At 54.4% G+C, this 25,250-nt stretch carries 23 protein-coding genes; 17 read left to right on the top strand and 6 right to left on the bottom strand.

Annotation, left to right across the window (positions count from 1 at the left end):
- The first annotated feature begins 22 nt into the window (after positions 1–22).
- From psiE to HVX72_RS20510, 6 genes are all read left to right on the top strand, one after another.
- Complete coding sequence (gene psiE, locus HVX72_RS20535; RefSeq protein WP_042291264.1) at positions 23–433, top strand: phosphate-starvation-inducible protein PsiE; 411 nt, start codon at positions 23–25, stop codon at positions 431–433.
- A gap of 143 nt (positions 434–576) precedes the next feature.
- A complete protein-coding gene (locus HVX72_RS20530) occupies positions 577–897 on the top strand; it encodes a PTS lactose/cellobiose transporter subunit IIA (RefSeq protein ID WP_060570427.1) in 321 nt (106 codons plus the stop codon).
- A gap of 24 nt (positions 898–921) precedes the next feature.
- Entirely contained in the window at positions 922–2,616 is a 1,695-nt protein-coding gene (locus HVX72_RS20525) for a PTS transporter subunit EIIC (protein WP_181822190.1), read from the top strand.
- Positions 2,616–3,665, top strand: a complete 1,050-nt coding sequence (locus HVX72_RS20520; protein ID WP_181823306.1) for an oxidoreductase — start codon at positions 2,616–2,618, stop codon at positions 3,663–3,665. Before HVX72_RS20525 ends, HVX72_RS20520 begins: the two co-directional genes overlap by 1 nt.
- Positions 3,662–4,525, top strand: coding sequence for a hypothetical protein (locus HVX72_RS20515; protein ID WP_181822189.1), 864 nt, complete (start codon positions 3,662–3,664; stop codon positions 4,523–4,525). Before HVX72_RS20520 ends, HVX72_RS20515 begins: the two co-directional genes overlap by 4 nt.
- Positions 4,526–4,564: 39 nt before the next feature.
- Positions 4,565–5,269 carry a GntR family transcriptional regulator gene (locus HVX72_RS20510; RefSeq protein ID WP_042291256.1) on the top strand — a complete coding sequence of 235 codons (705 nt, stop codon included), beginning with the start codon at positions 4,565–4,567 and terminating at the stop codon, positions 5,267–5,269.
- Positions 5,270–5,324: 55 nt separating this feature from the next.
- Here the strand turns inward: HVX72_RS20510 and xylE are convergent, their stop codons facing one another.
- The 4 genes from xylE to malE form a co-directional block, all read right to left on the bottom strand.
- The gene (gene xylE / locus HVX72_RS20505; RefSeq protein WP_042291255.1) at positions 5,325–6,800 is read right to left on the bottom strand and encodes a D-xylose transporter XylE; all 1,476 of its coding nucleotides are present in this window, start codon (positions 6,798–6,800) and stop codon (positions 5,325–5,327) included.
- Between the two features lie 320 nt (positions 6,801–7,120).
- Complete coding sequence (gene malG / locus HVX72_RS20500) at positions 7,121–8,011, bottom strand: maltose ABC transporter permease MalG (protein WP_042291250.1); 891 nt, start codon at positions 8,009–8,011, stop codon at positions 7,121–7,123.
- 14 nt (positions 8,012–8,025) lie between these two features.
- The gene (gene malF / locus HVX72_RS20495) at positions 8,026–9,570 is read right to left on the bottom strand and encodes a maltose ABC transporter permease MalF (RefSeq protein ID WP_042291248.1); all 1,545 of its coding nucleotides are present in this window, start codon (positions 9,568–9,570) and stop codon (positions 8,026–8,028) included.
- Between the two features lie 129 nt (positions 9,571–9,699).
- Positions 9,700–10,890 (bottom strand): maltose/maltodextrin ABC transporter substrate-binding protein MalE, encoded by a 1,191-nt coding sequence (malE, locus tag HVX72_RS20490; protein WP_042291245.1) that lies wholly within the window; start codon positions 10,888–10,890, stop codon positions 9,700–9,702.
- 370 nt (positions 10,891–11,260) lie between these two features.
- Here malE and malK point away from each other — a divergent pair, with 370 nt between their 5' ends.
- The 5 genes from malK (at position 11,261) to ubiA (ending at position 16,429) form a co-directional block, all read left to right on the top strand.
- The gene (gene malK, locus HVX72_RS20485; protein ID WP_042291242.1) at positions 11,261–12,370 is read left to right on the top strand and encodes a maltose/maltodextrin ABC transporter ATP-binding protein MalK; all 1,110 of its coding nucleotides are present in this window, start codon (positions 11,261–11,263) and stop codon (positions 12,368–12,370) included.
- Positions 12,371–12,483: 113 nt separating this feature from the next.
- Positions 12,484–13,809, top strand: a complete 1,326-nt coding sequence (locus tag HVX72_RS20480; protein ID WP_042291240.1) for a maltoporin — start codon at positions 12,484–12,486, stop codon at positions 13,807–13,809.
- A 108-nt stretch (positions 13,810–13,917) separates the two neighbouring features.
- A complete protein-coding gene (malM, locus tag HVX72_RS20475) occupies positions 13,918–14,856 on the top strand; it encodes a maltose operon protein MalM (protein ID WP_181822188.1) in 939 nt (312 codons plus the stop codon).
- A gap of 190 nt (positions 14,857–15,046) precedes the next feature.
- A complete protein-coding gene (gene ubiC / locus HVX72_RS20470; RefSeq protein WP_181822187.1) occupies positions 15,047–15,544 on the top strand; it encodes a chorismate lyase in 498 nt (165 codons plus the stop codon).
- A gap of 12 nt (positions 15,545–15,556) precedes the next feature.
- Positions 15,557–16,429, top strand: coding sequence for a 4-hydroxybenzoate octaprenyltransferase (ubiA, locus tag HVX72_RS20465; protein ID WP_181822186.1), 873 nt, complete (start codon positions 15,557–15,559; stop codon positions 16,427–16,429).
- A 36-nt stretch (positions 16,430–16,465) separates the two neighbouring features.
- On the opposite strand, the gene plsB is transcribed toward ubiA, so the two are convergent.
- Positions 16,466–18,886: a glycerol-3-phosphate 1-O-acyltransferase PlsB gene (gene plsB / locus HVX72_RS20460; RefSeq protein ID WP_042291230.1), complete on the bottom strand. Its 2,421-nt coding sequence runs from the start codon at positions 18,884–18,886 to the stop codon at positions 16,466–16,468.
- Between the two features lie 170 nt (positions 18,887–19,056).
- On the opposite strand from plsB, the gene HVX72_RS20455 reads away from it, so the two are divergent.
- The 4 genes from HVX72_RS20455 (at position 19,057) to HVX72_RS20440 (ending at position 21,943) form a co-directional block, all read left to right on the top strand.
- Positions 19,057–19,425, top strand: coding sequence for a diacylglycerol kinase (locus HVX72_RS20455; protein ID WP_181822185.1), 369 nt, complete (start codon positions 19,057–19,059; stop codon positions 19,423–19,425).
- A gap of 122 nt (positions 19,426–19,547) precedes the next feature.
- Positions 19,548–20,156 carry a transcriptional repressor LexA gene (lexA, locus tag HVX72_RS20450; protein WP_042291226.1) on the top strand — a complete coding sequence of 203 codons (609 nt, stop codon included), beginning with the start codon at positions 19,548–19,550 and terminating at the stop codon, positions 20,154–20,156.
- A 120-nt stretch (positions 20,157–20,276) separates the two neighbouring features.
- Positions 20,277–21,602, top strand: a complete 1,326-nt coding sequence (dinF, locus tag HVX72_RS20445) for an MATE family efflux transporter DinF (protein ID WP_181822184.1) — start codon at positions 20,277–20,279, stop codon at positions 21,600–21,602.
- Positions 21,603–21,733: 131 nt separating this feature from the next.
- Positions 21,734–21,943 (top strand): CsbD family protein, encoded by a 210-nt coding sequence (locus tag HVX72_RS20440; protein ID WP_042291340.1) that lies wholly within the window; start codon positions 21,734–21,736, stop codon positions 21,941–21,943.
- Between the two features lie 78 nt (positions 21,944–22,021).
- Here the strand turns inward: HVX72_RS20440 and zur are convergent, their stop codons facing one another.
- Entirely contained in the window at positions 22,022–22,537 is a 516-nt protein-coding gene (gene zur, locus HVX72_RS20435; protein ID WP_042291221.1) for a zinc uptake transcriptional repressor Zur, read from the bottom strand.
- 281 nt (positions 22,538–22,818) lie between these two features.
- Here zur and HVX72_RS20430 point away from each other — a divergent pair, with 281 nt between their 5' ends.
- Both HVX72_RS20430 and dusA read left to right on the top strand, forming a co-directional pair.
- Complete coding sequence (locus HVX72_RS20430; RefSeq protein WP_042291219.1) at positions 22,819–24,129, top strand: conjugal transfer protein TraF; 1,311 nt, start codon at positions 22,819–22,821, stop codon at positions 24,127–24,129.
- Between the two features lie 83 nt (positions 24,130–24,212).
- Positions 24,213–25,208 carry a tRNA dihydrouridine(20/20a) synthase DusA gene (gene dusA / locus HVX72_RS20425; protein WP_181822183.1) on the top strand — a complete coding sequence of 332 codons (996 nt, stop codon included), beginning with the start codon at positions 24,213–24,215 and terminating at the stop codon, positions 25,206–25,208.
- Positions 25,209–25,250 lie beyond the last annotated feature (42 nt).

Below are 25,250 nucleotides of genomic sequence, written 5' to 3'. Positions count from 1 at the left end.
CCACTGAGAAAGAGGTGCCGTTATGACGTCATTATCTCGTCCACGCGCGGAGTTTATCTCCACCGTGCTTCAGACTGTTCTGAACCTGGGCCTGCTGAGTCTGGGGCTGATCCTCGTTGTCTTCCTCGGAAAAGAGACGCTGCATCTCGCGGATGTCTTGTTTGCGCCTGAGCAAACCAGCAAATATGAGCTGGTGGAAGGGCTGGTGGTCTATTTTCTCTATTTCGAATTTATCGCTCTGATTGTTAAGTACTTTCAGTCCGGCTTTCACTTTCCGCTACGTTATTTTGTGTATATCGGGATCACTGCGATAGTGCGGCTGATCATCGTCGATCATACCTCTCCACTGGATGTGCTGATCTACTCGGCGGCGATCCTGTTGTTGGTGATCACGCTATGGTTATGTAATTCGAAACGGCTTAAGCGGGAGTGACGCTTCAGGCAGTGTTTAAAATGTGATCTATATAGATTTAATTTAAAAGTATATAGTTTTAAATGCTTTTCCATGAAACCTGAGGGCGGTGAGGGATCTCACCAGAGGTGGATGTCGTCATTCACATTTCATGGAGAGTGCATATGTTTAGCGAAACAGGCTATGAAGAGACCGTGATGGGCCTGATTGTTAATGCCGGGCAGTGTAAAAGCTGCGCATTTAAGGCGTTACAGGAGGCCCGAAAAGGCAATTTTTCTGAATCCGCGAAGCAAATGGCCGCGTCTGAACAAGCCGCGAAAGAAGCCCACGCCTTACAAACCCGACTAATTGAATATGATGAAGGAGAAGGGAAAGTACCGGTTCATTTAATTATGGTCCATGCACAGGACCATTTAATGACGGCCATGCTCGCCCGGGAACTTATTCAGGAAATGATCGCGCTGAATTTCCCCGCTCCGCGTTAATCCTCTTTTCGACAGGGATACGGTATGTTTCAATCCTCAATACTGGGGCGGATTACTGACGCCTCGCAGAAGATGGCCGCTGAGGTTCATTTACGGAGCTTACGCGATAGTTTTATTATTGCGGTTCCCTTCCTCGTGCTGGCGGGTTTATTTATTATGCTTAATTATGTCATTCTTGATACCAATGGCCTATTGAGCAACTTTTTATCTGCCGAAGCCTTATTACGTCTGCGTAATATTGGTGAGCGAATTCTTAATGGCACGATGAATATATTATCGCTGATGCTGGTAATATTAGTGGCGTATCACGTCGCCAGTAAGAAAAAACACCCGACGCCGGTTATACCCGCGATGGTCGCGCTGGCGGTATTCTATGTATTAATGCCGCTCGAAACAACGCAAACCCTGGCAGATGGTCAGGAGATTACACTGTTGGGTATTGTGCCTTACGCTTGTACCAATGCCGGGGGCGTCTTTCTGGCGATACTCACGGCGATACTCTCAACCAATCTCTTCTTGTGGGTGTCAAAATGTCAGGCGCTACAAATTCGCCTTGGTGACGACGTCCCGCCAATGGTGGTGCAATCCTTTCAGGCCATGTTTTCGATAATGCTGACGATAGCCAGTTTCGCGCTGGCGGCGTTTGCGGTAAGCACGCTGGCGCACACAGAGGTTCAGGCCCTGATACAGCGGCTTATACAGGCGCCATTAGTGCATTTAACCACCAATCTTCCTGGCTTTCTGGTGCTGACGACGCTTACCAATATCCTGTTTGCATTAGGGATTCATCCCGGCGGTATTATCAATCCTGTCCTGGAGCCGCCGTTACTGGTGGCGATGCAGGAAAATATGGCGGCTTTTGCCAGCGGGCAAGTTCCGCCGCATATCATCGTGCTACCGTTTCGCGATCTTTACGGTCATATGGGCGGGACAGGGAGCACGCTGGCGCTGCTGCTGGCCGTATTTATTCGTAGTAAATTATCCAGCCATCGTAAATTTTCCCGAACGGTCATTGCGCCGGGCCTCTTCAATATCAACGAACCGGTAATATTTGGTTTTCCGGTGCTTTATAATCCGTTAATGATGATTCCATTCATCGTTTACCCACAAATTAATTTTATTATCGCTTATTTTTCGACGTCCTGGGGATGGGTGTCGAAAATAGTCGCGTATGTCCCGTGGTCTGTTCCGCCATTTATTTCCGGATGGCTGGGTTCCGGCGGTGATTACCGTAATGTGATTTTGCAGGCGGTTTTGCTGGCGCTGGGGGTGATTATCTATATGCCATTTTTGAAAGCCTACGAAAGCGCAATGATCAAGAACCGCAATGAAAAGGTCATCGACGAAATCGTTGCGGAGCAAAACGCTGAGACCCATGGCGATGACGCAGAAGGTATTCATCTGCTGGACGGTAAAACCATTATTCTGGCCTGCAATGAAGGCATGTCCACCTCATTGATGGCATCGAAAATGCGTAAATATACCGAGAGCCAGAGTTGCACGCTGACTGTTTATGCGGTTAACGCCGGAAAACTGGCGCAAGAGTATGAAAAGGCGCAGCTGATTTTGCTCGGGCCGCAGCTCGCTTATCTTCAGGAAACGATCGCGCAGGAGATTAATCATCACTGCCCTGTTGTCCCGATAGATCCTCAGCATTTTAGCAAACTCGACGGACCCGCTGCGGTTCACGCGGCCTTATCTTTTTTTATTAAGGAATAATCATGATTAATTGTGCTTATATCGGTTTTGGTAAAAGCGCCACCCGTTATCATTTGCCGTATGTTCTGTATCGCAAAGATAAATTCAACGTTAAGCGTATTTATGATATTCAGCGTAAGCCGGAAATTGAAGCCAGCGAACGCTATCAGCACATTACTTTCACGTCGAATCCTGACGATATTCTGAACGACAGCGAAATCCAACTGGTGGTGATCTGTACCCACCCTGACAGCCATTACCAATACGCAAAATTATGCCTTGAAAAAGGTAAAAACGTGCTGGTGGAGAAACCGTTTACCACCACGCTGGAGGAAGCCAGAACGCTGTTTGCGCTGGCGCGCGAAAAAGGACTTACCGTCACGCCCTTTCAGAACAGACGGTTCGATAGCTGCTTTCTGACCATGAAACAGGCTATTGAGAGCGGCAAACTGGGCGATATTGTCGACATCGAAAGCCACTTCGACTATTTTCGCCCCGATGCAGAAACCTGTCCGGGCAGCGATTTCACCGGCGCGTTTTATGGCCTGGGCGTGCACACCGTTGATCAAATCCTCTCGCTATTGGGTCGTCCGCAGCAGGTTGGATACCATCTCCGCAAGCTGAGAAATCCGCATAATCCTGACGATACCTTTGAAGTACATCTCTATTACGGCACCATCACCGCGATTGTCAAAACCAGTCATCTGGTCAAAATAGCCGGGCCGCGGTTTATCGTTCATGGCACCCGGGGGTCGTTTATTCGCTATGGTATCGATCAACAAGAGACCAGCCTGAAAGCCGGTATTATGCCAGGAGATGCTGCATTTGGCGCGGATCAAGAAATGGCCGTGCTGGAATATGTGAATGCTGACGGGGATACCGTCCGCGAGACGTTTGCGGCGGTTCCGGGTGATTATGGCCGCGTTTACGATTCGCTGTATGCGACCCTGACCCGCGGAGAGGCGAATTACCTCAGTGAAAGCGAGGCGCTGACCAACCTCGAAATCCTTGAAACGGCATTTCGCCAACCGTCTCCTGCCATTGTCACCCTCGGCGGGGAGGTTGCATGATGAAACGGATCCTCAACTGTCGGGCCAGCGACTTTTCTCTCCCCGTCATGGGCGATGAGTTGCGCGAAGCCATTATGGTCAGCGAAGGGCGAGTCATTATGGCCGAGATCGCCGTACAGTCACCGCCGTTGTTTGCAGAAGTGACCAACGCGGAACTGATTAACGCCTTCGGCGCAGATTTGCTGTTGCTGAAGGGCGTTAACTGCCTGCAACCTGAGCTCAACGGCGGCGACGGCCGGTTTGGCAACGATCCTGTCACCCAGGTGAAACGATTAACCGGGCGCTTAACTGGCGTCAGTTTTGAAATCAGCGGAGAAGGTGATGCCTCAACGCCCAATGCTTTTTCGCCCGCGCATTTCCAGACGATGGCACATGCAGATTTCTTCTGCCTCACCGGCTATGACAAACCCGGCGTCACGCCTGAACGTCTGCGCCAGGCGATTAGCCAGCTCCGTGCGCAAACAGATAAACTGATTCTGGTCGCGAAATTCTTGACGACAGGGCTGGGGCAGCCGGAAGAGTATGCCAGCTATATCCGGGCTGGCGCGCATGGCGTAATCTTTCCGGCGCCCGCGGGCTGTCGCGGCGCGTCGGAAATCCGTGTAGCGGAAATTGTGCAGGCGGTGCACGACTGCGGCGGTCTTGCCGTCACCACCCTGAGCAGTAGTCAGGAAGGGGCGGATTGTGCTACGGTGCGCGAAATTGGCCTTGCCAGTAAGCGTTGCGGCAGCGACATGCATAATTTTGGCGACGCCGGCGTGGCGGGTATGGCCGATCCGCAGGCGCTCAATGCCTTGTCGATTGCGATTCGTGGGCGACGACATACCTGGGTGCGGATGGCGGCCTCACTATCCCGATAACAAGAACCGGCCCCGTAAGGGGCCGTTTGCGGAGGAACTATGCCGAAATATATGGACATATACCACAAGGTGCGACATCGCATTGTGGCGGGCATTTATGCTCCGGATAAAAAACTTCCCGAAGGCGCGAAACTGGCGGCTGAATTTGCCTGTAGCGAATTAACGGTGGCGAAGGCGCTGGATCTGCTGGTCAGAGAAGGTCTGGTGTTACGTAAACGCGGGCTGGGGTCTTTTGTAAAGCGTCAGGTTTCTGCCGCCAGCAATTCTCATCTCATAGGCACCGCGCAGCGGTGTGCCAGCTACGGTAAAACGTTGTCGACACGCGTCCAGCAGTATGCCGCTGTGCCTGCGAAGCAGGACATTGCGCAAAAATTGCAAATCCCGGAAGGCGAGCTGGTCCATGAGATCCAGCGGGTGCGTATTATTGACGCGATCCCATCGATTGTTGAGTACACCTGGATGCCGGTGGCGCTTTTCCCTCATCTCAACCTCCGTCATATTCAGCACTCCATTTACGCTTACATTACCCGTGAACTGGGGCAGATTATTCACAGTGCGCATATGACGGTAACCGGGCGGAACGCCAGTGACCAGGAGCGGCAGTGGCTGGACTTAAGCGAGCCGACTATCCTGATTCAGGTGGAACAAACCGCCTTTCTCGACAATGGCCGCCTTTTCGAGTACTCCTGCGCGCGTCATCTCTGGCATACCTTTAATTTCGAAACCGACTTTGTACGTGTCTAGCGTTGCGCTAAACAGCAAAAGGCGGCCCGCAGGCCGCCGTTGAAGGTAAGAGTAATCACTGTGCGGGGGCTTCGCGGGATTTTTTCTCCGCAGGTGCCCACAGTTCTTCCAGTTCTTCCAGCGTCTTGCCTTTGGTCTCCGGCACGAACTTCCACATAAACAGCGCTGCCAGCACGCCCATACAACCGTAAATCCAGTAGGAGAAACCGTTGTGGAAATGAGCGACCAGCCACGAATTTTTGTCCATCATTGGGAAAGTCCAGGAGACAAAATAGTTTGCCAGCCACTGAGCGGCGACGGCGATAGCCAGCGCTTTGCCACGAATCGCGTTCGGGAAGATTTCCGCCAGCAGAACCCAGCATACCGGACCCCACGACATGGCAAACGCGGCGACGTAGAACAGCATCGACAGCAGGGCGACGATTCCCGGCGCCTGGGTGTAAAACGCGGTGCCGAGGCTAAACATCCCGATAGCCATACCGAGCGCGCCGATGATTTGCAGCGGCTTACGGCCAAATTTATCTACCGTCATAATGGCCAGCACGGTAAAGCTCAGGTTGATCACGCCAACGATAATGGTTTGTAACAGCGCCACGTCGGTGCTGGCGCCCAGCGTCTTAAACACTTCCGGCGCGTAATAAAGGACCACGTTGATGCCGACAAACTGTTGGAACACTGAGAGCATAACGCCAATCACAATGACTCCCACACCAAACATCAGCAGGCGTCCGCCGGTTTTGCGGCCGTGCTCCAGCGACTGATGAATCTCCTGTACGGCCTGCGTGGCGAGCGAGGATCCCATAATTTTGCGCAGAATGCCTTCGGCCTGTTCCTGTTTGCCGTGCGCCATCAGCCAGCGCGGGCTTTCCGGAACGGTATACAGCAGCAGTAAAAAGAGCAGGGCAGGAATACATTCCGAGGCGAACATATAACGCCAACCGTTGATATTCAGCCAGGTCGCGTCACCGGATTTGGCAATAAAATAGTTGACGCAGTACACCAGGAGTTGGCCGAAAATAATCGCGAACTGGTTAAACGAAACCAGTTTCCCGCGGATTGGCGCAGGCGCCATTTCAGCGATATACATTGGCGACAGCATGGACGCTAACCCGACGCCAATACCGCCAATGATACGATAAATAACAAATTCAGGAACGTATCCGGCCAGATAAACGGGGACGGTATTATCCGGATTGATGGTGGTAAAGCCTAATTCCGGCCAGGCGGAACCGACACCGGAAATAAAGAACAACAGTGCGGCAATTTTAAGCGAATCGCGACGACCGAAGCGGTTGCTGCAATAGCCGCCGATCGCGCCGCCAATGATGCAGCCGATCAAGGCGCTGGCGACACAGAAGCCGAGCAACGAGTTGGCGGCGGATTCACTGAGATGTTGTGGGGCAACAAAGACGGTATTCAATGACTCAACGGTACCGGATATTACCGCAGTATCGTAGCCAAATAATAACCCTCCTAATGTTGCGACTAAGGTAATCGAAAAAATATATCGGGAATTATATGGGGTGTTCATTCAGACCTGCCTTGCGGATACAGTTCTTTTTATCAGTGTCGAAGATGGTGGGTTTAACAGGCAGGTAAAACAATTATCATTTTTTACATTGCGGTTACGTAATGTCTTTTCTGTGATCTTAATTCTGTTTGTTGCGCCGGATGATAAAAGGAAAATAGAAAAGCAGTGACCGTGAGCACGAAAGATAATAATCATAACGGCATTATCAAATAACATAAAAAAGGCGCTCCGGGGAGCGCCGAATTACAGTCACAAGTTGGATAAATACACGTTGAGGGTGCAGTGGCATTGCCCGTTTCCGGGCGGGTACAGCATAAAACTTATCCTTTCACACCGCCTGCCGTCAGGCCGTTAACCAGCCAGCGCTGGGCCAGCAGGAACACCAGGGTGATCGGAATAGCAGAAAGCACAGCCGCCGCGGCAAAATCGCCCCACAGATAGTTTTGTGGGTTGAGATATTGCTGCATCCCCACGGCCAGGGTATAGCTGTTGACATCACGCAGTAACAGAGAAGCAACCGGCACTTCAGTGATGGCGGCGATAAACGACAGGATAAACACCACCGCCAGAATCGGTACCGACAGCGGCAACAACACCAGGCGGAAAGCCTGCCACGGCGTGGCGCCATCCAGCGCTGCCGCTTCTTCCAGCGAGCCGTCGATAGTTTCGAAATAGCCTTTAATGGTCCAGACGTGCAGCGCGATACCGCCAAGATAGGCGAAGATCACCCCGCCGTGCGTGTTCAGGCCGATAAACGGAATGTACTGACCGAGACGGTCAAACAAGGCATACAATGCCACCAGCGACAGGACCGCCGGGAACATCTGGAAAATCAACATCCCTTTAAGCAGCGTGGCTTTACCCGGAAAGCGCATGCGGGCAAAGGCGTAAGCGCAAGTGGTCGAGAGCGCCACGATACCGATGGCGGTGATCCCGGCAATCTTCACCGAGTTCCACAGCCACAACAGTACCGGGAAGGGTGGCGGCGTGACCCGGCCATCAGCATGCTCGACGCTGAAGCCCAGCGCCAGCCGCCAGTGCTCCCAGGAGATTTTTTCCGGGATCAGGCTGCCGGTGGCAAAGTTCCCTTCACGTAGTGAGATCGCGATAACCATCAGCAGGGGGAACATGATCGCCGCGATAAAAATCAGCAGCCCTAAGTGCGTCACGAGGAGGCGCAGCTTTTGAGATTTGGGTTGAACCATAGCCATGATCGATGCCCTCCTTAGTCAAATTTCATTCGTGTGGCTTTCAGGTTAACGATAGCCAGCGCGCCCACCAGCAGGAAGATCAGCGTGGCGATTGCCGCCGCCAGACCAAAGTCCTGCCCGCCGCCGCCTTCAAAGGCGATGCGGTAGGTGTAGCTGACGAGCAGGTCGGTATACCCGGCTGGCGTGGTGGTGCCGAGACGATCCGGGCCACCGTTGGTCAGCAGTTGAATCAGCACGAAGTTGTTAAAGTTAAAGGCGAAGCTGGCGATCATTAGCGGCGTCAACGGTTTAATCAGCAGCGGCAGCGTAATTTTGAAGAAGTTCTGGAACGGGCCTGCGCCGTCCATCGCCGACGCTTCGTACAGATCGTCCGGGATGGCCTTCAGCAGCCCCATGCACAGGATCATCATGTACGGATAACCCAGCCAGGTATTCACGATGATAATCATCGAGCGGGCGGTTAGCGGGTCGCTGAACCAGGCCGGTTTGATACCGAACAGCGCGCTCAGCATCATGTTGATTTCACCAAAACTCTGGTTAAACAGCCCTTTGAAAATCAGAATCGAGATAAACGACGGGACGGCATACGGCAGAATCAGCAGTACACGATAAATCGCTTTGCCTTTCAGCGACTCCCACTGCACGAGGCAGGCCAGCACCATACCGACTGCGACGGTAAGGATGACGGTCAGCACCGAGAACACGACGGTCCAGACGAAGATGGCGAAGAACGGCTTCTGAATGCCTTCGTCGGTGAAGACGCGGGTGAAGTTATCCCAGCCGATAGTGACCGTGTAGCCCGGACTCAGTTTTTCATCGCCCCAGTTGCCATCGGCGTTGATGGACTGATAAAAACCGATGTTGTTGTTCGGACGGTACTGTACGCCGTTCTGGTTATTGGTGAGCGTGCCGTCGTCGGCCAGCGTGTACAGCGGTCTGGTGCCGGAGAACTGGCGCAGCGAGCTCATGATGACTTTGCTTTCATCCGGCAGCACGGCGGTGATCTGGTTCAGCGCCTGGCGATTCTGGGTAATGACGCGCAGGTTGGCGCGCTCGCCGGAAGGCAGGGCGTCCGCTGCTTTTAACTCGAGTTTCTGCTCGCCGCCAAATGTGAAGGCGTCAGAAACGTAATATTTACCGGTTTCCCCGTCGGTCAGCGCCAACTGCCAGTCGTCGCCCGCCGGGTATAATCCAAAGTTATAGGCTTTACCCGCCTGATAAGAGCGGTCCAGCAGAACCTGTTGCGCGCGCTCTTGCGCCAGTTGGTTGGTGCTGCTGTAGTTAGTAAACGCAATGGCGATAGTGCAGATCAGCGGAAACAGGACGAACAGCCCCATCCCGGCGAGACCCGGATAAACATAGCGCCAGGCGTATGCTTTACGGTTAGCGAAAATGTACAGGCCAACAGAGCTTAAAATCAGCGTCATGATGGCGAACAGATACTCCCCTTGTGCGTACATTAAAACTACAAGGTAACCCACCAGCAGGCCAAGCAGACCGATCGCCGACCACTTCAGCGCGTCGCTTTGCCACCAATGTTTCTTTTTAATGACATCCATGGGGATCTTCCTCAACAACATTGAAATCCTGCAGGTCAGTGTGTCTGATGGCGCTGCGCTTATCCGGCCTGCAGCGTTATGCAGACCGGATAAAGCGCGGATGCCGCCATCCGACACCTTACCTGTACATTACTTGGTGATACGGCCCTGCGCGTCCTTCAGCGCGGCGTCAACAGTCTGGCGACCGCTGGCGGCGTTGATTACCGCTGTGCGTACCGCATACCAGAAGGCGGACATTTGCGGAATGTTCGGCATGATTTCGCCTTTCTGGGCGTTATCCATGGTGGCGGCAATACGTGGGTCTTTGGCTAACTGATCCTGATAGGATTTCAGCGCCACGGCGCCCAACGGTTTGTCCTTGTTCACATCCGCCAGGCCTTCGTCGGTCAGCAGGTAGTTTTCAAGGAACTCTTTCGCCAGCTCTTTGTTCGGGCTGGCGGCGTTAATACCGGCGCTCAGCACGCCCACGAACGGTTTTGACGGCTTGCCTTTGAAGGTCGGCAGCAGGGTAACGCCGTAGTTCACTTTGCTCTTGTCGATGTTTGACCACGCCCACGGACCGTTAATGGTCATTGCCGTTTCGCCTTTGTTAAAGGCCGCTTCGGCGATGGAGTAATCGGTATCCGCGTTCATGTGTTTGTTCTTGATGAGGTCAACCAGGAAGGTCAGACCGGCTTTCGCGCCCGCGCTGTCCACGCCGACATCTTTCACGTCGTACTTGCCGTTTTCAAACTTGAACGCGTAACCGCCGTCAGCGGCGATCAGCGGCCAGGTGAAGTACGGTTCCTGCAGGTTGAACATCAGCGCGCTCTTACCTTTCGCTTTCAGTTCTTTATCCAGCGCCGGAATTTCTTCCCAGGTCTTCGGTGGGTTTGGTACCAGGTCTTTGTTATAAATCAGCGACAGCGCTTCGACCGCGATAGGGTAGGCGATCAGCTTGCCGTTATAACGCACTGCATCCCAGGTAAACGGATACAGTTTGTCCTGGAACGCCTTGTCCGGGGTGATCTCAGCCAGCAGGCCAGACTGCGCGTAGCCGCCAAAGCGGTCATGCGCCCAGAAGATAATGTCCGGGCCGTCACCGGTGGCCGCGACCTGCGGGAATTTTTCTTCCAGCTTGTCCGGATGCTCAACGGTCACTTTAATGCCGGTGTCTTTCTCGAATTTTTTGCCCACTTCGGCCAGGCCGTTATAGCCCTTGTCGCCGTTAATCCAGATAACCAGCTTGCCTTCTTCAATTTTGGCGAGCGCAGGTGCGGAAATCATCATTGCTGCGAGGGCGGACAATGCGAAAACGCGTGCGCCAGTCTTAATCTTCATATCTGCCATCCTTTTGGTGATGTGCTCGTGGTACGACTTCAGTGGTTCAACGTGCCCCAGTCTCCTTAATTGACATCCTCTTTCCATCATCCTTCCCCCTACGCCCCACCCCTGCTTTATGTGATCTGTGTTACATAAATGTGAGTAATGCGTACTGGCGCACATAAAAACAGTCCCATTTTTGCAAGCGACATCACGAAATTCCCTGCTGCTGCCTGGCGTCGGTCTCAGTGCTCCTTCTCTCATCCTCCCGACTCCTCCCCCATAAAAAAGCCGGGGGGTGGAGGATTTACGCAATCAATGAATCACGCATAGTCAGGCCATCATGAATGTTGCTGTCGATGACAGGTTGTAACGAAGGGAGAAGGGCATGGCGAGCGTACAGCTGCGAAATGTAACGAAAGCCTGGGGTGACGTGGTGGTATCGAAAGATATCAACCTCGACATTCACGAAGGGGAATTCGTGGTGTTTGTCGGACCGTCAGGCTGCGGAAAATCCACACTGCTGCGTATGATTGCCGGGCTGGAAACCATCACCAGCGGGGATCTTTTCATCGGTGACACCCGAATGAACGATATCCCGCCCGCAGAACGCGGCGTTGGCATGGTCTTTCAGTCTTATGCGCTCTATCCCCATTTAACCGTTGCGGAAAATATGTCGTTTGGCCTCAAGCTGGCGGGCGCCAAAAAAGAGGTGATGAACCAGCGCGTCAATCAGGTGGCGGAAGTACTCCAACTGGCGCACCTGCTGGAGCGTAAGCCGAAGGCGCTTTCCGGCGGTCAGCGCCAGCGCGTGGCGATTGGCCGTACGCTGGTGGCGGAACCGCGCGTGTTCCTGCTCGATGAACCGTTGTCCAACCTTGACGCCGCGCTGCGTGTCCAGATGCGTATTGAAATCTCCCGCCTGCATAAACGCCTGGGCCGCACGATGATTTACGTCACCCACGATCAGGTCGAAGCGATGACGCTGGCGGACAAAATTGTGGTGCTCGACGCCGGACGCGTGGCGCAGGTCGGCAAGCCGCTGGAGCTGTACCACTATCCGGCTGACCGCTTTGTCGCGGGCTTTATCGGCTCGCCGAAGATGAACTTCCTGCCGGTGAAAGTCACCGCCACCGCCATCGACCAGGTTCAGGTTGAGCTGCCTAACCGCCAGCACGTCTGGCTGCCTGTCGACAGCGCGAATGTCCAGGTGGGGGCAAACATGTCCTTAGGGATTCGTCCTGAACACCTGTTGCCGAGCGACATCGCCGACGTCACCCTGGAAGGTGAAGTGCAGGTTGTCGAACAACTCGGTCACGAAACGCAAATTCATATCCAGATCCCCGCCATCCGTCAGAACCTGGTTTACCGCCAGAACGACGTGGTGTTGGTAGAAGAGGGCGCCACATTCGCTATCGGCCTGCCGCCAGAGCGTTGCCATCTGTTCCGTGAGGATGGCACCGCATGTCGTCGGTTGCACAAGGAACCGGGCGTTTAAGGCTCCCCATTAAAAAAACAAAACGTAAAACCCGACGTGGCGGCATCAAGCCAACAAAGCGGCAGCCCGACCGGTGACGCGTTTAAAGAAAAGCAATGATCTCAGGAGATAGAATGATGATTACTCTGCGCAAACTCCCCCTGGCGGTTGCCGTAGCAGCAGGCATGATGTCTGTTCAGGCAATGGCCGTGGATTTCCATGGTTATGCTCGTTCCGGTATTGGCTGGACGGGCAGTGGCGGCGAACAACAGTGCTTCCAGGCAACCGGCGCTCAAAGTAAGTACCGTCTCGGTAACGAATGTGAAACCTACGCGGAACTGAAACTGGGTCAGGAAGTGTGGAAAGAGGGCGATAAGAGTTTTTACTTCGATACCAACGTCGCTTACTCCGTCGCGCAGCAGAACGACTGGGAAGCCACCGATCCGGCGTTCCGTGAAGCCAACGTACAGGGTAAAAACCTGATCGACTGGCTGCCGGGCTCCACTATCTGGGCCGGTAAGCGCTTCTATCAGCGTCATGACGTCCACATGATCGACTTCTACTACTGGGATATTTCCGGTCCTGGCGCCGGTATTGAAAACATCGATCTGGGCTTCGGTAAACTGTCTCTGGCCGCGACCCGTTCTCAGGAAGCGGGCGGTTCTTATATTTTCTCAAGCAACGATATCTATCGTGACTATAAAGACACAGCGAACGATGTGTTCGACGTGCGTTTAGCAGGGCTGGAAACCAACCCGGACGGCGTACTGGAGCTGGGCGTTGACTATGGTCGCGCTAACAAAACCGACGGCTACAGTTACGCCGACGGCGCAACCAAAGACGGCTGGATGTTCACCGCTGAACACACCCAGAGCATGCTGAAGGGCTACAACAAGTTTGTAGTTCAGTACGCTACCGACGCAATGACGACGCAGGGTAAAGGGGTTCCGCAAGGCTCCTACACCGGCAATAACTACGACGGCGATAATGAGATTGGTTACATTAACAACCAAATCAATAACAACGGTTCGCTGGTACGTATCCTTGACCACGGCGCCATCTCGCTGGGGGATCGCTGGGATCTGATGTACGTCGGTATGTATCAGGATATCGACCGTGACGACAAAAACGGTACGCGCTGGTGGACCGTGGGTGTGCGCCCAATGTTCAAATGGACGCCGATCATGAGCACCCTGATGGAAGTGGGTTACGACAACGTGAAATCTCAGCGTACCGACGACACCAACAACCAGTACAAAATCACCCTGGCGCAACAGTGGCAGGCGGGCGACAGCATCTGGTCTCGTCCGGCTATCCGTGTCTTCGCAACTTACGCGAAGTGGGATGAAAAATGGGGTTATGACAACGGCATCGCCTATAGCGATACCAGCGCCCGTACCTTCAGCCGTGGCGACAACGATGAGTGGTCCTTCGGCGCCCAGATGGAAATCTGGTGGTAATCCGGCATTAACCTGACGTAACGAGGGGCGTAAGCCCCTCTGTTTTCTCGCGGTTTAGCGCGCTATTGCCTGGCCACCGCTGAACCCATGCTTTCTGAGGTGATAACAATGAAAATGAAGAAAAGTCTCGTCGCCCTTTGTTTATCCGCAGGGTTACTCGCCAGCGCGCCGGGCATCAGCCTGGCTGAGGTCAACTATGTGCCGCAAAACACCAGCGCCGCGCCGACTATTCCGACCGCTGCGCTCCAGCAATTAACCTGGACGCCGGCCGATCAATCTAAAACGCAATCTGTCCAGCTTTCAACCGGCGGCCAGCGCCTCGACGTGGCGGGCATTACCGGCCCCGTCGCGGCCTGGAGCGTCCCGGCGAATATCGGCGAACTGAACATTACGCTTTCCAGCGAAGTGAATAAACAAACCAGCGTCTTTGCGCCGAACGTGCTGATTCTTGATCAGAACATGACGCCATCCGCGTTTTTCCCCAGCAGCTATTTCACTTACCAGGCGCCGGGCGTAATGAGCGCGGATCGTCTGGAAGGGGTGATGCGTCTGACGCCAGCGCTGGGCCAGCAGAAGCTCTACGTGCTGGTCTTTACCACCGAGAAAGATCTCCAGCAGACCACTACGCTGCTTGATCCGGCCAAAGCCTATGCCAAAGGTGTCGGTAACGCCGTACCGGATATTCCGGACCCCGTGGCCCGTCACACCACCGACGGCCTGCTGACACTGAAAGTGAAAACCAGCAGCAACTCCAGCGTGCTGGTAGGGCCGCTGTTTGGATCGTCCGGCCCGGGTCCGGTGACGGTCGGTAATACCGCCGCGCCTGCGCCTGCCTATGCCGCACCCGCTGCCGCGCCGACACCTGCGCCGGTTAAGAAAAGCGAGCCGATGCTGAACGACACTGAAAGCTACTTTAACAAGGCGATTAAAGACGCCGTCGCCAAAGGTGACGTGGATAAAGCGCTGAAACTGCTTGATGAAGCTGAACGCCTGGGGTCGACATCTGCTCGTTCCACCTTTATCAGCAGTGTAAAAGGCAAGGGGTAATGTTCTCCCCACATTGCTGATTTGCAACAACTGGTGCGTCTTGTGGCGCACCTTTTTTTCGCCCTCGTTTTAGCATTCGATGCGAATTGTTACGTTTCTGTTGCGTAACAGATCACTTAACTGCGTTTCTTCCTTCTGTAATCGCTTTTCTGCGATACAATGACTTTCAGTTATGAAACGGAGAGTCAGCATGTCACACCCCGCGTTAACGCAACTGCGTGCGCTGCGCTATTTTGAAGCGCTCCCTGCGCTGGATGCAGAACAGCTCGACTGGCTGTTACTGGAAGATTCCATGACAAAACGTTTTGAGCAGCAGGGAAAACGGGTCACGGTGACGCTGATAAGAGAAGGCTTTGTCGGGCAACAAGAGGTAGCGGACGAACTGGCGTTGCTGCCGCAAGAGTCCCGCTACTGGCTGCGTGAAATCCTGTTATGCGCCGATGACGAACCCTGGCTTGCCGGACGCACAGTGGTGCCTGAATCCACCCTCAGCGGCCCGGAAATAGCCCTACAAAAATTGGGCAAAATCCCGTTAGGGCGCTATCTTTTTACATCATCGACATTAACCCGAGATTTTATTGAGATTGGTTGTGATGCCGGGCTTTGGGGGCGGCGTTCGCGCCTGCGGCTGAGCGGTAAGCCGCTGTTGCTGACCGAGCTGTTTTTACCGGCATCACCGTTGTACTAAGAGGAAAATAAAATGGAGTGGAGTCTGACGCAGAACAAGCTTCTGGCGTTTCATCGCTTAATGCGGACGGATAAGCCCATTGGCGCCTTACTGCTGCTCTGGCCGACGCTATGGGCGTTATGGGTCGCGACCCCTGGCGTGCCTCCATTGTGGATTCTGGCAGTCTTCGTTGCGGGCGTCTGGCTGATGCGCGCCGCCGGGTGCGTGGTAAACGACTATGCCGATCGCAAATTTGACGGCCACGTGAAGCGCACGGCGAACCGTCCGTTACCCAGCGGCGCGGTGACTGAAAAAGAGGCCCGGACGCTGTTTGTCGTGCTGGTGATGCTCGCCTTCCTGCTGGTGTTGACGCTCAACACCATGACTATTTTACTTTCCGTTGCCGCGCTGGCGCTTGCCTGGGTGTACCCGTTTATGAAGCGCTACACCCATTTGCCGCAGGTGGTGTTGGGGGCGGCGTTTGGCTGGTCGATTCCGATGGCCTTTGCCGCAGTGAGCGAATCGGTGCCGCTGAGCTGCTGGTTAATGTTCCTGGCTAACATACTTTGGGCGGTGGCCTACGACACACAGTATGCGATGGTTGACCGTGACGATGACCTGAAGATCGGTATTAAGTCGACCGCTATTCTGTTTGGTAAAAACGACAAGCTGATCATCGGTATTTTGCAGGTCGCGGTGCTGGTATTGATGGCGCTGATTGGCTGGCTGAACGGACTGGGGATAGGATTTTACGGGGCGATTGTGGTCGCTGGCGCGCTGTTCGCGTATCAGCAGAAGCTGATTGCTCACCGCGAACGTGAAGCCTGCTTCAAAGCGTTTATGAACAATAACTATGTCGGACTGGTGCTGTTTATCGGGCTGGCGATGAGCTACTGGCATTTATAAACAATAAACCGGTCATTCGACCGGTTTTTTTATACGTTACTCGCTTTGCGTCGCGCTCTCGATAGTGAGGCGCACATCCGAGGTAATCAACTCCGCCAGCATCTGGTACACCTTCATGGTTTCGCCAGGTTCTGCATCGCCGGTATCGCTGATATAGCCTTCGTCACGTAAAGTAAGCACTAACGAACTGAACACTGCCTTGTCGAAAAACTCCGGCGCGTTGATGCCGTGCAGAACCGACAAACGCTGCGCCACGGTCCGGCTCTCTTTTTCCAGCGTACCGCGGTTGATTGACGGGTTCGCGCTCAGAAGCCAGAAGGTAATGGCGTAACGTTGCAACGTTTCGCGTGCGCCTGCCGCCAGCAGTTGCAGCGTGCGGGAACGCGCAGGATGAATATGCAGCTCGTCGTTTTGTACGGTAATCAGCCCCTGACGCTGCATTTCTGTCGCCAGCGCGTCAATGACCCCAGCCAGCTCATCGCGCTCCCAGCGCAGGAACAGCTCGGCTTTCAGCATTGGGTAAAGGACATCCACGTGCTGCAGCAACGCGTCGCGGGAGATTCGGCGGTGCTGGGTAATGATCGCCGCCATCAGCGACGGCAGAACCAGCATATGGGCAATGTTGTTGCGATAATAGGTCATCAGTACCGCCTGCTCGCGCGGCAGAATGATGATATCGCCAATGGTATCCTTTTCGACTTCAAACTTATTCATCTGCAACGCGTGATCGATCAGTTCACTGGCGCTGGCCGACGGGACCGTTGAGTCAGAGGAGTACGGCACATTGCGCATCAGATCCAGATAACAGTTGAGCTGCTCGGTCAACTGCTCGCGGGTGAGCGAACGCTGACGTGACGCCAACAGTGCGGTGCAGCACAGGTTCATGGCGTTCGCCGCCCCTGCGTTGTTAATGCGCACCATCAGTTCAGAAGCAATACCGTTAACCGTCGGCGTCAGCCAGGCCGGACGCACCGCTTCAATAGGGTCGATAGACTCGCGCCAGTCGGGAACGTGGTGGTTGAGGTACGTCATCAGCGGCATCGGTTCGCCGAAGTTAACGTAGCCCTGACCGAGATTACGCAGTTTGCTCAGGCCACGCAGCATCTGCGGCAGGCTCTCTTTCTCTTTCGTCGCCCCGCGCAGCTCTTTGGCGTAAGTGCCCACTTCCATGACGTGCTCGTAGCCGATGTAAATCGGGACTAACGTAATCGGACGGGTACCGCCGCGCAGCATCGCCTGGATGGTCATCGACAGGGTGCCGGTTTTCGGATCCAGTAAACGGCCAGTACGGGAACGCCCGCCTTCGACAAAGTATTCAACGGAATAGCCGCGGCTGAACAGTTCGCCGAGATACTCGCGGAACACCGTCGAATAGAGCTTATTGCCTTTAAAAGTGCGGCGGATAAAGAACGCGCCCAGGCGACGGAAAATCGGTCCCGCAGGCCAGAAGTTCAGGTTGATACCGGCAGCGATATGCGGCGGCACCAGCCCCTGATGGTAAAGAACATACGAGAGCAGCAGATAGTCCATATGGCTGCGGTGGCACGGCACATAGACGATTTCGTGCCCGTCGTGGGCCAACTGGCGCACGCGCTCGGCGTTATGGACGTTAATCCCCTGATACAGCCGGTTCCAGGTAAAGCCCAGAATGCGGTCGGTCAGGCGAATCATCTCGTAAGAAAAGTTCGCAGCGATCTCTTCCATCAGCGCAATGGCGTTTTGCTGCGCTTTTTCGTGGGAGATCTTCTTGCTACGCGCCTCGTCTTCTACCGCCCGGGCAATGGCTTTCGAGGCCAACAGTTTGTTAAACAGATCCTGTCGCGCCGGCAGACGCGGACCGACCGCCGCCAGACGCTGACGGGCGAAGTGCATACGCGCCACGCGCGCTAGTTTCTGTGCGATGGTTTTGTCGGTGCCGTGTTCGTCGGCCATGCGGCGCAGCGACACGGACGGCGAGAAACGCACAAAGCTGTCGCGCCCCAGCCAGGAGACGGCAAAGAATTTCTGAATGCCGTTAAGCATACGTAGCGGCGGATTCACTTCGCCTTTTTCACGTCCAGGCGAGCGGCCAAACATCACCGAGACCGGCACCATTTGCACATCCAGGTCTGGATTACTGCGATGCAGGTCGAGATAGTTATGGAACAGCTTGATAGATTCTTCTTTCGGCGTGTAATACGTAAAGACACGCGGTCCGCCATGAATAAAGACATAGCGCGGCAGCAGCGTGCCGTCGATCTCCAGCGGCTCTAACGGGTCGGGAAGATCGTGCGCCAGACACTGCGCACGCAGTGTGAGTAAGTCCGCTTTGGAGTTATACGGCAAAACGTACATAATTGGGCGAGAGGTATCGAGTCCCAGTTCCGGGGCAGGATCCGCCGGAATAGACTTGCTTTTTACCAGTACGCTTAATGGTAAATTCAGTAATTTATAGTAAATTCGTGGCCAGCCGGACATAAACGATGTAAAGCCTCTGGTTAATAATGCAAATGCGCTGCAAGGATATCAGAAAGTCATGTGAATTTCTGTTGTATACGGTCATACTTCGCGCCGCGTTGCCCGCACTCAGATTATACGCGCTAACAAAGCATTGTCATTGACGCCAATAATGCAAAAAGGTTCTTTTAATGGCTAACAATACCACTGGATTCACCCGAATTATTAAAGCAGCCGGTTACTCCTGGAAGGGGTTTCGCGCAGCATGGGTCAACGAGGCGGCGTTCCGTCAGGAAAGCATTGCGGTGTTGGCAGGCGTGGCCATCGCCTGTTGGCTGGATGTCGATGCTATTACCCGCGTTCTGCTGATTGGCTCGGTGCTGTTGGTCATGATTGTTGAAATTTTAAACAGCGCAATTGAAGCCGTCGTCGACCGTATTGGATCCGAATATCACGAGCTGTCAGGACGGGCGAAGGACATGGGATCGGCGGCAGTGCTGCTTTCCATTATTGTCGCGATGATCACCTGGGGCATTCTGCTGTGGGCCCATTTTCACTAACAACATACGCGCTCCGTTCCATAACCGCATAAAACTGCGGATCATTGTGCAGTTTGTGGTTCCAAAATCACCTTTAGCTGTATATACTCACAGCATAACTGTATATACACCCAGGGGGCGGAATGAAAGCGTTAACGGCCAGGCAGCAAGAGGTGTTTGATCTTATTCGGGATCACATCAGCCAGACAGGTATGCCGCCGACGCGTGCGGAAATCGCGCAGCGTTTGGGGTTCCGTTCCCCAAACGCCGCTGAAGAACACCTGAAAGCGCTGGCGCGCAAAGGGGTGATTGAAATCGTTTCCGGCGCGTCCCGCGGCATTCGACTGCTGCAGGAAGAAGAGGATGGCTTACCGCTGGTCGGTCGCGTTGCGGCAGGCGAGCCGCTGCTGGCGCAGCAGCACATTGAAGGCCATTACCAGGTCGATCCGTCACTGTTTAAACCGAATGCCGACTTCCTGCTGCGCGTCAGTGGTATGTCGATGAAAGACATCGGCATTATGGACGGCGATCTGCTGGCGGTACACAAAACGCAGGATGTACGTAACGGTCAGGTGGTCGTGGCGCGCATTGATGACGAAGTAACGGTAAAACGCCTGAAAAAACAGGGCAACAAAGTCGAGCTTCTGCCAGAAAACAGCGAATTTACACCGATCGTCGTGGATCTGCGTGAACAAAGCTTCACGATTGAAGGGCTGGCCGTCGGCGTCATCCGCAACGGTGAATGGCTGTAATTTCATTTAGCCGGATATAAAAGCGTACGCGCCGTTATCCGGCGCCAGGCCTGGCAGCGCTGTGCTTATCAGGCCTGTATAATTTTAAATCTACGATCACTGCTCCTCAGGCTTCTTCTCATGCCGTTCTTTGCATCTGCTGATAAAGCGCTCTGGCGTCTTGCCTTACCCATGATTTTCTCCAACATCACTGTGCCGCTGCTTGGGCTGGTGGATACCGCGGTGATAGGCCACCTTGACAGTCCTGTTTACCTCGGCGGGGTGGCGGTTGGGGCGACGGCTACCAGTTTTCTGTTCATGCTGCTGCTCTTTTTACGAATGAGCACTACCGGGCTTACGGCGCAGGCGTTTGGAGCGAAGAACCCACAGGCGCTGGCGCGCGCGTTAGTACAGCCATTGTTGCTGGCGCTGGGCGCTGGCCTGCTCATTGCGCTCTGCCGAACGCCGCTGATCGATCTGGCGCTGCATATCGTCGGCGGTAGCGAAGCGGTGCTGGCGCAGGCAAGACGCTTCCTGGAAATCCGCTGGCTTAGCGCGCCCGCCTCGCTGGCCAATCTGGTCCTGCTGGGCTGGCTGCTCGGTGTGCAGTATGCGCGGGCGCCGGTGATTCTGCTGATTGTCGGTAACATCCTCAACATTATCCTCGACCTGTGGCTGGTGATGGGTCTGCATATGAACGTGCAGGGCGCTGCGCTGGCCACGGTGATAGCTGAATACGCCACGCTATTGCTGGGAATGCTGATGGTGCGCAAGGTGCTGCATCTGCGCGGCGTTTCGATGGCGATGCTAAAGCAGGCCTGGCGCGGGAATATTCGTCGCCTGCTGGCGCTTAATCGCGACATTATGCTGCGTTCGCTGCTGCTCCAGCTCTGCTTTGGCGCCATTACTGTTCTTGGCGCAAGGCTCGGCGGCGACATCATTGCCGTGAACGCAGTGCTCATGACGCTGCTTACCTTTACCGCCTATGCGTTGGACGGCTTTGCCTACGCTGTTGAGGCACATTCCGGCCAGGCGTATGGCGCGCGGGACGGTAGTCAATTGCTGGAGGTCTGGCGGGCGGCGTGTCGTCAGTCAGGCATCGTAGCACTGCTGTTTTCTTTGACCTACCTGTTGGTGGGGGAGCAGATAATCGCGCTGCTGACCTCACTGCCGCAGTTGCAACAGTTAGCCGATCGTTATCTGTTCTGGCAGGTGATCCTGCCGTTGGTCGGCGTCTGGTGCTACTTGCTGGATGGCATGTTTATTGGCGCGACCCGCGCTGCGGAAATGCGTAACAGTATGGCGGTGGCGGCGACGGGTTTTGCGTTAACGCTGCTGGCGCTACCGGCATTGGGGAATCACGGTTTGTGGTTGGCGCTGGCGGTTTTCCTGGCGCTGCGCGGACTTTCGTTAGCATGGATTTGGCGGCGGCACTGGCGTAACGGTACCTGGTTTTCGGTAACGTGACGGTTAAATATTCTGAATACTCAACCGAACCCAGAATCCCTGACTACACTTAATATCACGTCCAGCAAGAAACGTAGCAACGTTGGATGACGTAGACTCGCTATTCACAGCCTAACGAAGAGGACTTTATGATGAATAAAGACGAAGCCGGTGGTAACTGGAAACAATTCAAAGGTAAGGTGAAAGAGCAATGGGGCAAATTAACCGACGATGACATGACGGTTATCGAAGGTAAGCGCGATCAGCTGGTAGGTAAAATCCAGGAACGTTATGGCTACCAGAAAGATCAGGCGGAAAAAGAGGTGGGTGACTGGGAAACCCGCAACGACTACCGCTGGTAAACCCTCCTGCCCAAAAGTACAAGGACGTACTGCCCTTTATTTGCTTACAGTGAGCGGCGCGCCTTGCCGCTCGCGCCATTAACGGGGTTTTTTCTTGACCTGAATAGAATGGTCATGTTGGCAATCGCCGGGATGACGACAGGCTTCAACCTCCACGCACGCTGAACATAACCCATGCGCTTCAATCACGTTATGACGCAGGGCAAAACCCATTTTTGCCGCCAGCGTATGCATAATATCTTCCACCCCTTCCGCACACTCTTCCTTCACCGCGCCGCAGCGATCGCAGATAAACATGGCTGAGGTATGCGTCGGCTGATCGAAAAGATAACAAAGTACGTAGCTGTTTGTGGATTCCACCTTATGCACAAACCCTTGCTCTAGCAGAAAATCCAGCGCCCGGTAAACCGTCGGCGGTTTGGCCTGTGGCTCTGATTCCCGCAGCAGATCGAGCAGATCGTAAGCGCTAATCGCCCCGTCCTGCAGGCTCATCAGGCGTAACACTTCGAGGCGCTGCGGGGTCAGTCGCACATTGCGTTGCGCGCACAATTTTTCAGCTTGCGCCAGCAGCTCTTGCGTTGTGGTCTTTTCCATTGGGCACCTCGGTTAGCGTGGGGTGATAAACCCTCACTTTATCATGTTCTGCAGGAAACGCCGAGATCCTGCCAGTGACGATATATCGTCTGCGAATCTTTCCGCGCTTAATAAAGTCTTCTATACATATTGAGGCGTATCACAAAAAGAGAACGCTTCAGCCCCATTCTGCATGAAGCGAATAGCACCATTTTTATTCTTTTCTCACAGCAATAGTTCTCCTCTGCTGCGTTGATACTGGCAGAGGCGTTATTTCACCTGCTAATAAAAATGGGTTTACTGTGAATAAAAATTTTAACTTTTCGGTGGTGGCGATCGCGGTTTCGTTTTGGGTATCACACCAGGCGAACGCGGCAAATACCTGGGCGGAAGCGCGTAACGATGCAATGGGCGGGACGGGCGTGGCTTCGGCACATTATGGCAGTGGGGTTCTCATCAACCCGGCTTTGCTGGCGAAGGCTAAACCTGAGGACAGCATTACCGTCATCCTTCCTGCGGTTGGGGCGCAAATTACCGACGAGGATAACTTGCAGGATGAGATTGATGAAATCAGCGACAAAATCGACTACTACGATGACGTCGTCGATAACCTGACGCCAGCCGAGGTTCTGCTGAACCCTCGCGGCGTGTTAAACCAGTTTCAGGGGGCGGCGCGCGATCTTGCCGATGAGCTGGAGTACCTGAAAGGGAAGACGGCGCATGCTAACGCCGGGGCCGGACTGGCGGTCAGTATTCCCAACGAGGTATTATCCGTTGCGTTTGTGGCGAAAGGCTATGCGCATGGCCGTGTAAGCGCGTCAATCGATCAAGGCGATATTGATTATCTTCGCAGAATCGAGGGTAGCGATGCCTATGCGTTAGTTGAAGCGGGCAGGGCGGCGCTGCAGGGCTCTGATGAAATCACCAAACACCTTAACTCCACGGCATCCGGCCGGGCGGCGATCGTCTCCGATTACGGTATCGCGGTGGCGCGTCAGTTTGCCTTAGGCGACGTGCCGCTTTCTATTGGCGTCACGCCGAAACTGCAAAAAACCTGGCTCTATAATTACACGACCTCGATCTATAACTACGATAGCAGCGACTGGAACAGCAGCCGATACCGCAACGATGACACCGGCTTTAACGTCGATGCCGGGATTGCGGCGGACTTTGGCGAAAACTGGACGCTGGGCGTCAGCGGGCAAAACCTTATCTCGCGCGATATCGACACCAAATCAATTTACATCACCAACGGCCTGACCGGCGAAACGCGTAATTATCAGGATACCTATCAGATTCGCCCGCTGGTCACCGCGGGTGTCGCCTGGCATAACGACGTAGTGACGCTGACAGCGGATGGCGATCTAACCGAAACGAAAGGTTTTAAGAGCGAAGATGATTCCCAGTATGTAGGCGTCGGCGCAGAGGTTCGTCCGCTGAACTGGCTGGCCGTTCGGGCAGGCTACCGTGCTGATGTGAAGGCGAACGACAGCAATGTCTTTACCGGCGGCGTTGGGTTTTCTCCGTTCAACCGCGTTCATGTGGATCTGATGGGTCTGTATGGTGAAGACGAAACCTGGGGGGCAGGCGCGCAGCTCAGCATGACGTTCTGAGGCAGCACCGGAGACGTTACGTCTCCGGTTTACCTTTGTGCTATAGTAGCGCCCCTTGTTCACCAGACGCTCAAAAAATCGCCATGTCACCAGAATTACACGCTGCCTTTCCCGCACACCGTTTCTCCATCGCACCGATGCTCGACTGGACGGACAGACATTGCCGCTATTTCTTGCGGCTGCTGTCTCGCCAGACGCTGCTCTATACCGAGATGGTCACAACAGGCGCCATTATTCATGGCAAAGGCGATTACCTGGCGTACAGCGATGAGGAGCATCCGGTGGCACTGCAACTGGGGGGAAGCGATCCGGCTCAGCTTGCGCAGTGTGCAAAACTTGCGGAGGCTCGCGGCTATGACGAGATCAACCTTAACGTTGGCTGCCCGTCGGATCGCGTGCAGAACGGTATGTTTGGCGCATGCCTGATGGGACAGGCGCAACGGGTAGCCGATTGCGTGAAGGCGATGCGTGATGCGGTGTCGATTCCGGTGACCGTTAAAACGCGCATCGGTATTGACGACCAGGACAGCTATGAATTTCTCTGTGACTTCATGAATACCGTTTCAGGCAACGGTGAATGCGACATGTTCATCATTCATGCCCGAAAAGCCTGGCTTTCCGGATTAAGCCCGAAAGAGAACCGCGAAATTCCGCCGCTGGATTACCCACGGGTTTATCAGCTCAAACGGGATTTTCCGCATCTCACCCTGTCGATTAACGGCGGTATTACGTCACTGGAACAGGCGAAAGCGCACCTTGCCCATATGGATGGCGTTATGGTCGGGCGCGAAGCGTACCAGAATCCGGGAATTCTGGCCTCGGTTGACCGGGAGATTTTCGGCGTTGACACGGCGGATGCCGATCCGGTGGCCGTGGTACGGGCGATGTATCCGTATATTGAGCGGGAACTGCGCCAGGGGACCTATTTAGGCCATATCACCCGCCATATGCTCGGCCTGTTCCAGGGCATTCCGGGCGCGCGTCAGTGGCGTCGTTACCTGAGCGAAAATGCCCATAAAGCCGGTGCGGATATCAACGTGCTTGAGCATGCATTAAAACTGGTCGCTGATAAGCGTTAAAATTTCACCATTAGTTAGTCAATTTCACCACGCCCTGCGCAT

Source organism: Citrobacter sp. RHB21-C05, from assembly GCF_013889015.1.
Taxonomy (GTDB): Bacteria; Pseudomonadota; Gammaproteobacteria; order Enterobacterales; family Enterobacteriaceae; genus Citrobacter_A; species Citrobacter_A sedlakii.
This window is presented reverse-complemented; position numbering and strand designations above follow the sequence as displayed.